Source organism: Enterobacter sp. CM29 (genome assembly GCF_013179605.1).
Taxonomy (GTDB): Bacteria; Pseudomonadota; Gammaproteobacteria; order Enterobacterales; family Enterobacteriaceae; genus Enterobacter; species Enterobacter intestinihominis.
In genome coordinates this window covers 24929-30990 of the sequence record NZ_JABMCU010000025.1, presented here as the reverse complement: position 1 = coordinate 30990, position 6062 = coordinate 24929, and the positions used below count along the sequence as shown (strand labels likewise).

Here is a 6062-nt window from a genome sequence, read left to right as displayed (position 1 = left end):
ACGTATCGAAATGTTGTCCCGCTTCCGCAGTGCCAAAGAGCAGACGCAGATCCTGGAGCAGGCAAGTGAAGGCAAAATTGATATTCTGATCGGCACTCACAAGCTGCTGCAAAGTGACGTGAAGTGGAAAGATCTGGGGCTGCTGATCGTCGACGAAGAGCACCGCTTCGGGGTGCGCCACAAAGAGCGCATCAAAGCGATGCGCGCCGACGTCGACATTCTGACCCTGACCGCCACGCCGATCCCGCGCACCCTGAATATGGCGATGAGCGGCATGCGCGATCTGTCGATTATTGCCACCCCGCCGGCGCGCCGTCTGGCGGTGAAAACCTTTGTTCGCGAGTACGACAATCTGGTGGTTCGCGAGGCGATCCTGCGTGAAGTGCTGCGCGGCGGCCAGGTATATTACCTGTATAACGACGTTGAAAACATTCAGAAAGCCGCCGACAGGCTGGCAGAGCTGGTGCCGGAAGCGCGCATCGCCATTGGTCACGGCCAGATGCGCGAGCGCGAGCTGGAGCGGGTGATGAACGACTTCCACCATCAGCGTTTCAACGTGCTGGTATGTACCACCATCATTGAGACCGGGATCGACATTCCGACGGCGAACACCATCATCATCGAACGCGCGGATCACTTCGGCCTGGCCCAGCTGCATCAGCTGCGCGGGCGCGTCGGGCGTTCGCACCATCAGGCCTACGCGTGGCTGCTGACGCCGCATCCGAAGGCGATGACCACCGACGCGCAAAAGCGTCTGGAAGCTATCGCCTCGCTGGAAGATCTGGGTGCTGGCTTTGCGCTGGCGACGCACGACCTGGAGATCCGCGGCGCCGGTGAGTTGTTGGGTGAAGACCAGAGCGGCTCCATGGAAACCATCGGTTTTTCTCTGTATATGGAGCTGCTGGAAAATGCCGTCGACGCGCTTAAAGCCGGACGTGAACCGTCTCTGGAAGATCTCACCAGCCAGCAGACCGAAGTGGAACTGCGCATGCCTTCCCTGTTGCCGGATGATTTTATTCCTGACGTGAATACCCGTCTGTCGTTCTACAAACGCATTGCCAGCGCGAAAAGCGAAGGCGAGCTGGAAGAGATTAAAGTCGAACTGATTGACCGTTTTGGGATATTGCCCGATGCGGCGCGCAACCTGCTGGATATTGCCCGCCTGCGTCAGCAGGCGCAGAAGCTGGGCATTCGCAAGCTTGAAGGCAACGAGAAAGGCGGCGTAATTGAGTTTGCCGAGAAGAACCACGTCGATCCGATGTGGCTGATTGGCCTTCTGCAAAAACAGCCGCAGCATTTCCGTCTTGATGGCCCGACGCGTCTGAAATTTACTCAGGATCTGACGGAACGTAAAATCCGCATGGACTGGGTGCGTAACTTTATGCGTCAGTTGGAAGAGAACGCCATCGCATAACGGTTTCCCCCGCCAGCGCCCGGCTGGTGGGGGACAATTTACAAACTCTTTGCACTTCGCCCGATCTTCCCGACCATACATTCGCCATAATTATCATTAACGCCTTATAAAACAATAACCTTATCATTTGTACGGATTATGATAATGATGATTTCTTCGCGTTTTACCCGCTGGTTAACTCTGGTTGCGCTGGCCGCGACGGTTGCCGTCGCGCTCCCTGCTCGCGCCAATACCTGGCCTCTTCCGCCCGCCGGCAGCAACATCGTAGGTGAAAACCGCTTTCACGTGGTTGAAAACGATGGCGGTTCGCTGGAAGCGATTGCTAAAAAATATAACGTCGGGTTCCTGGCGCTGTTGCAGGCCAACCCGGGCGTAGATCCCTATGTGCCCCGGGCGGGCAGCGTACTGACGATTCCGCTGCAAACCATCCTGCCGGACGCGCCGCGTCAGGGGATTGTGATAAACCTCGCCGAGCTGCGTCTTTACTATTACCCGCCGGGGAAAAATGAAGTAACCGTCTACCCTATCGGCATCGGCCAGCTGGGAGGCGATACGCTCACGCCGACCATGGTGACCACCGTCTCCGACAAGCGCGCTAATCCAACCTGGACTCCGACGGCAAACATCCGCGCCCGCTATAAGGCACAGGGTATCGATCTCCCTGCCGTGGTTCCCGCGGGCCCGGATAATCCGATGGGGCACCATGCAATTCGCCTGGCGGCCTACGGTGGGGTTTATCTTCTGCACGGAACGAATGCGGATTTTGGTATCGGGATGCGCGTCAGCTCCGGCTGCATTCGCCTGCGCGATGACGACATCAAAACGCTCTACCGCGTGATCGCCCCTGGCACGAAAGTGAATATCATCAATACGCCGATTAAAGTGTCTGAAGAGCCGGGTGGCGTCCGTCTGGTTGAGATCCACCAGCCGCTATCGAAAAACATTAATGACGATCCGCAGACGCTGCCGATTAATCTGAATGCCTCGATGGTGAGCTTTAAAACGAATGCAAACACCGATGGCGCAGTGATGGAGCGGGCGATGGAAGCGCGCTCGGGGATGCCAACCGATGTCACGCGGCATCATGAGGTTGCTCAGCAGTCAATGTAGAACGGTAATAACGACAAACGCCCTGCATTAGCAGGGCGTTTTTTTTTGCAGTGGCATAACGGAGGGTTGCGTTACGCTTATTTGTAGATAACTGCGGTACCGTGCAGGGTGTTAGGACCGGTCACAGAGGTGATGCGGAATGATTTCGCACCCATTTCGTCAGCTTTTTGTGCCAGCTGATCTTCCAGAGAGCCGAGGTTAGTCCCGGCAGTGGCAGAGATGGTACCGACTTTCTGCTGGTCTGCTGGAGTGGATTGCACTTCAACAGCAGCGAAGCTTGCGAAAGAGAGTGAACTCAGAACGGCGGCAGCGATGAGGGTTTTAACGTTTTTCATGATTTTATACCTTTGGGCAGATGATGTAGTGGTCGTTAGTTATTTAGTTAACGATCGATAGGTAAATGATAGATGTGATCCAGGTCACACGTCAACCCATTTTTATAATGGTCGTTAAATTAATTTCATTTTCCTTATATTTCATAAAGATAAAATTAAATTATTTTTAAGAAATCACCGCTGGTCGTCGCAGACGTTTATTTTTATAATGACTATTCAACAAAACAACAGAGGACCAACGGCACATGACAACCGATGTCACGCGTTGCGCAAAGAAAAGCCGTGGCCGACCAAAAGTGTTCGACAGGGATGCGGCGCTCGATAAGGCCATGACGCTCTTCTGGCAGCATGGGTATGAAGCCACGTCGCTCTCCGACCTGGTGGAAGCAACGGGCGCGAAAGCCCCTACCCTGTACGCAGAGTTCACCAACAAAGAAGGCTTATTCCGGGCCGTACTGGACAGATACATCTCGCGCTTCGCGGCAAAACACGAAGCCCAGCTATTCTGTGAAGAAAAAACGGTTGAGCAGGCATTGCAGGATTATTTCTGCGCAGTCGCAACCTGCTTTACCAGTAAAGACACGCCCGCGGGCTGTTTTATGATCAACACCTCCGCGACCCTCGCGGCATCGTCGAAAGAGATTGCCAACACGGTCAAATCGCGCCATGCGATGCAGGAGGAGACGCTCAGCACGTTTCTGGCTCAACGCCAGCAGCGCGGTGAAATTCCGGCGCATTGCCGTCCGCAGGAGCTGGCCCAGTATCTGAGCTGTATTCTACAGGGGATGTCCATCAGCGCCCGTGAAGGCGCGACGCTGGAAAAACTGCAGGGGATTACGCAAACAACGCTGCGCCTGTGGCCTGAACTTCTTAAACTCTGACGCAAAAAAAAGCTCCTCAGCCTGAGCGCATGAGGAGCTAAGTTCAGAGAACATCTTTTTTACACTTTGTTATTCAGTATCAGCTGACCATTGCTGTCGAGAGGGATCTGCGTACCAGGATCTTTATCCATGCGGATTTTGCCCTGCTGATCGCCAATTTTGTAGGTTACGTCGTAGCCCAACATTTTTTCAGACTTGTCATACACGGTTTTACAGCGCTGCTGCGTTGTGGTGTAGGTATCATTTTCCTGCATCGCGCCCTGCACCTGGTTACCGGCATAACCGCCACCCAGCGCACCAACTACCGTCGCGACATCCTTACCACGGCCACCACCAAACTGATGACCAATCACCCCACCAGCAACCGCGCCCAGCACGGAGCCAGCGATACGGTTTTCATCCTGAACCGGACGACGATGGGTGACAGAAACATTACGGCACTCCTGACGAGGCGTCTTGACCGTCTCTTTAATCGGTGTAGCGGAAACCACCTGCGCATACTGCGGGCCACGATCAAGTACGTTCAGACTGGCAACGGCAGCCACACCTAACGCAGCTGCGACGCCAATCCCTATACCCGCCAACATTGATTTATTCACGGGACTTCCTCCTTTGTTGCAATTGGTAGCAATTTTGCAGCGCAATAAACGCTTCGCCAATAAGATAAAGGATCAAAAAACCGGGGGATGAGCTGGGATAGCGTCTGTTTAAGAGAACTCTTAAGCGTCAGGAGCGAAATGCACAGCATGATGTGCTAAGAACTCCCTCCGGAGAGCCCGGAGGGAGGGAGAAATTAGTGCAGCTTCAGGCGTGGGCGGATAACGCGGTTGATGCGGCCGACCAGCATCATCAGGCCGGTTTTGAAGTAGCCGTGCAGCGCAATCTGGTGCATACGGTACAGAGAAATGTACACGAAGCGGGCGATGCGCCCTTCCACCATCATGGAGCCGCGCATCAGGTTGCCCATCAGGCTGCCCACGGTTGAAAAGTTTGAGAGCGACACCAGAGAGCCGTGGTCTTTGTAGACATAGGCTTTCATCGGTTTGCCTTTCATCTGCGCCAGGATGTTATGCAGCACGAGGCTTGCCATCTGGTGCGCGGCCTGGGCGCGAGGAGGCACAAACCCGCCTTCCGGACGCGCGCAGGAGGCACAGTCGCCGATAGCGAAGATGTCCGGATCGCGCGTGGTTTGCAGCGTCGGCTCTGTCACCAGCTGGTTAATACGGTTTGTCTCCAGCCCACCGATATCTTTCATGAAATCAGGCGCTTTGATCCCCGCAGCCCAGACCATCAGGTCGGCCTGGATGTATTCGCCGTCTTTGGTATGCAGTCCGCCCTCATCCGCGCTGGTCACCATGGTCTGGGTCAGCACGCGCACGCCCAGTTTGGTCAGCTCGTTGTGCGCCGCGCCGGAAATACGCGGCGGCAGCGCAGGCAGAATACGTTCACCTGCTTCCACCAGCGTCACATTCAGCGCTTCATTAGTCAGTCCTTTGTAGCCGTAGCTGTGCAGCTGTTTGACCGCATTGTGCAACTCCGCCGATAATTCAACGCCCGTTGCGCCGCCGCCCACGATAGCAATGTTAACCTTGCCGTTAGCACCCATGTTGTTGGTGTACTTCAGGAACAGGTTAAGCATCTCCTGATGGAAACGACGCGCCTGATGCGGGTTATCCAGGAAGATACAGTGCTCTTTTACGCCTGGGGTGTTGAAATCATTGGACGTACTGCCCAGGGCCATCACCAACGTGTCATAGGCCAGCTTGCGCTCAGGAACCAGCAGCTCGCCTTTATCATCACGCAGCTCAGCCAGCGTGATGGTTTTGTTTTCACGGTTGATGTCCACCACCGAACCCAGCTGGAACTGGAAGTGGTGGTTACGCGCATGCGCCAGATAGCTGAGCGCATCCACGCCCTCATCCAGCGACCCGGTCGCCACTTCGTGCAGTAACGGCTTCCACAGATGGCTGTGGTTACGATCCACCAGCGTGATTTTGGCTTTCTTACCGCGACCCAGTTTCTTACCCAGCTGCGTCGCCAGCTCCAGTCCGCCAGCACCACCGCCGACAATCACTATCTTTTTCAATGGCGTAGTCAACGTGACCCCCTCAAATTATTAACCAATTGTTAATTAAAAGTTATATAAATAACCCTTAATTAACAACAGGTTACTGCGCTGAAACCATTCAGATTCATTGAGAATAGCACGTCAGGCGCATTGGTCATACCAAAATTGATATGTATCAAGTTTTGATGGTTTAAAAGTAGACAACTCTGACAAAAAAGAGGCCCGGCACGCTTTCACGTACCGGGCCTTTGTCA

At 54.5% G+C, this 6062-nt stretch carries 6 protein-coding genes; 3 read left to right on the top strand and 3 right to left on the bottom strand.

Annotation, left to right across the window (positions count from 1 at the left end):
• Both HP459_RS05455 and HP459_RS05450 read left to right on the top strand, forming a co-directional pair.
• The coding region (locus tag HP459_RS05455; protein ID WP_301540985.1) for a TRCF domain-containing protein at positions 1-1414 on the top strand (1414 nt) is incomplete at its 5' end.
• A 144-nt stretch (positions 1415-1558) separates the two neighbouring features.
• Positions 1559-2524, top strand: a complete 966-nt coding sequence (locus HP459_RS05450; RefSeq protein ID WP_155024227.1) for a L,D-transpeptidase family protein — start codon at positions 1559-1561, stop codon at positions 2522-2524.
• A 77-nt stretch (positions 2525-2601) separates the two neighbouring features.
• Here HP459_RS05450 and bhsA read toward each other — a convergent pair whose 3' ends face one another.
• A complete protein-coding gene (gene bhsA, locus HP459_RS05445) occupies positions 2602-2859 on the bottom strand; it encodes a multiple stress resistance protein BhsA (protein WP_006809234.1) in 258 nt (85 codons plus the stop codon).
• Positions 2860-3104: 245 nt separating this feature from the next.
• On the opposite strand from bhsA, the gene comR reads away from it, so the two are divergent.
• The gene (comR, locus tag HP459_RS05440) at positions 3105-3740 is read left to right on the top strand and encodes a TetR family copper-responsive transcriptional repressor ComR (RefSeq protein WP_022647753.1); all 636 of its coding nucleotides are present in this window, start codon (positions 3105-3107) and stop codon (positions 3738-3740) included.
• Between the two features lie 59 nt (positions 3741-3799).
• Here the strand turns inward: comR and HP459_RS05435 are convergent, their stop codons facing one another.
• Positions 3800-4339, bottom strand: coding sequence for a glycine zipper 2TM domain-containing protein (locus HP459_RS05435; RefSeq protein WP_017384715.1), 540 nt, complete (start codon positions 4337-4339; stop codon positions 3800-3802).
• 194 nt (positions 4340-4533) lie between these two features.
• Positions 4534-5838, bottom strand: a complete 1305-nt coding sequence (locus HP459_RS05430) for an NAD(P)/FAD-dependent oxidoreductase (protein WP_017693633.1) — start codon at positions 5836-5838, stop codon at positions 4534-4536.
• Positions 5839-6062 lie beyond the last annotated feature (224 nt).

Coding starts and splice junctions, on each gene's coding strand:
- bhsA (WP_006809234.1), bottom strand. CDS start 2,859: ATGAAAAACGTTAAAACCCTCATCGCTGCCGCCGTTCTGAGTTCACTC.
- HP459_RS05450 (WP_155024227.1), top strand. CDS start 1,559: ATGATGATTTCTTCGCGTTTTACCCGCTGGTTAACTCTGGTTGCGCTG.
- comR (WP_022647753.1), top strand. CDS start 3,105: ATGACAACCGATGTCACGCGTTGCGCAAAGAAAAGCCGTGGCCGACCA.